Annotated in this window: 1 pseudogene; it reads right to left on the bottom strand. The window is 41.1% G+C overall.

Annotated features, from left to right (window positions below):
• A pseudogene (locus OQX63_RS23310) lies at positions 1-324 on the bottom strand (hypothetical protein); the annotation flags it as partial.
• Positions 325-348 lie beyond the last annotated feature (24 nt).

Below are 348 nucleotides of genomic sequence, written 5' to 3'. Positions count from 1 at the left end.
GCCGTTTCTGTCCTCCATCACTTCCCAGTTGGAGATCTGTGGAAAATATTTCTCGACATAGCTGTTTCTGCACCCTATGTAAAAATGTTCCACTTTCTGTTGCAGCAGGGCAACCACCTCATACTGGTACGATGCTGCATCTGCCCGGAAGTTTTTAATCTTTTTTACTTTCTTTGTTTCAAGCAGATCAAAAATTCTTTCGAGCGTATCCCTTTGAAATGACTTTGCATCAGAATTTCCGTTCCTGTTTTCAATATAAAGTACAAACTGCTCATTGACGGTACAGACACCCGGCTGATAGCCGTAATCTCTTTTGTAGGTCATTTTGCTGTCCTGTTTTTCATTGAA

The sequence above is a fragment of the Pedobacter sp. PF22-3 genome (assembly GCF_026239555.1).
Classification (GTDB): Bacteria; Bacteroidota; Bacteroidia; order Sphingobacteriales; family Sphingobacteriaceae; genus Pedobacter.
This window is presented reverse-complemented; position numbering and strand designations above follow the sequence as displayed.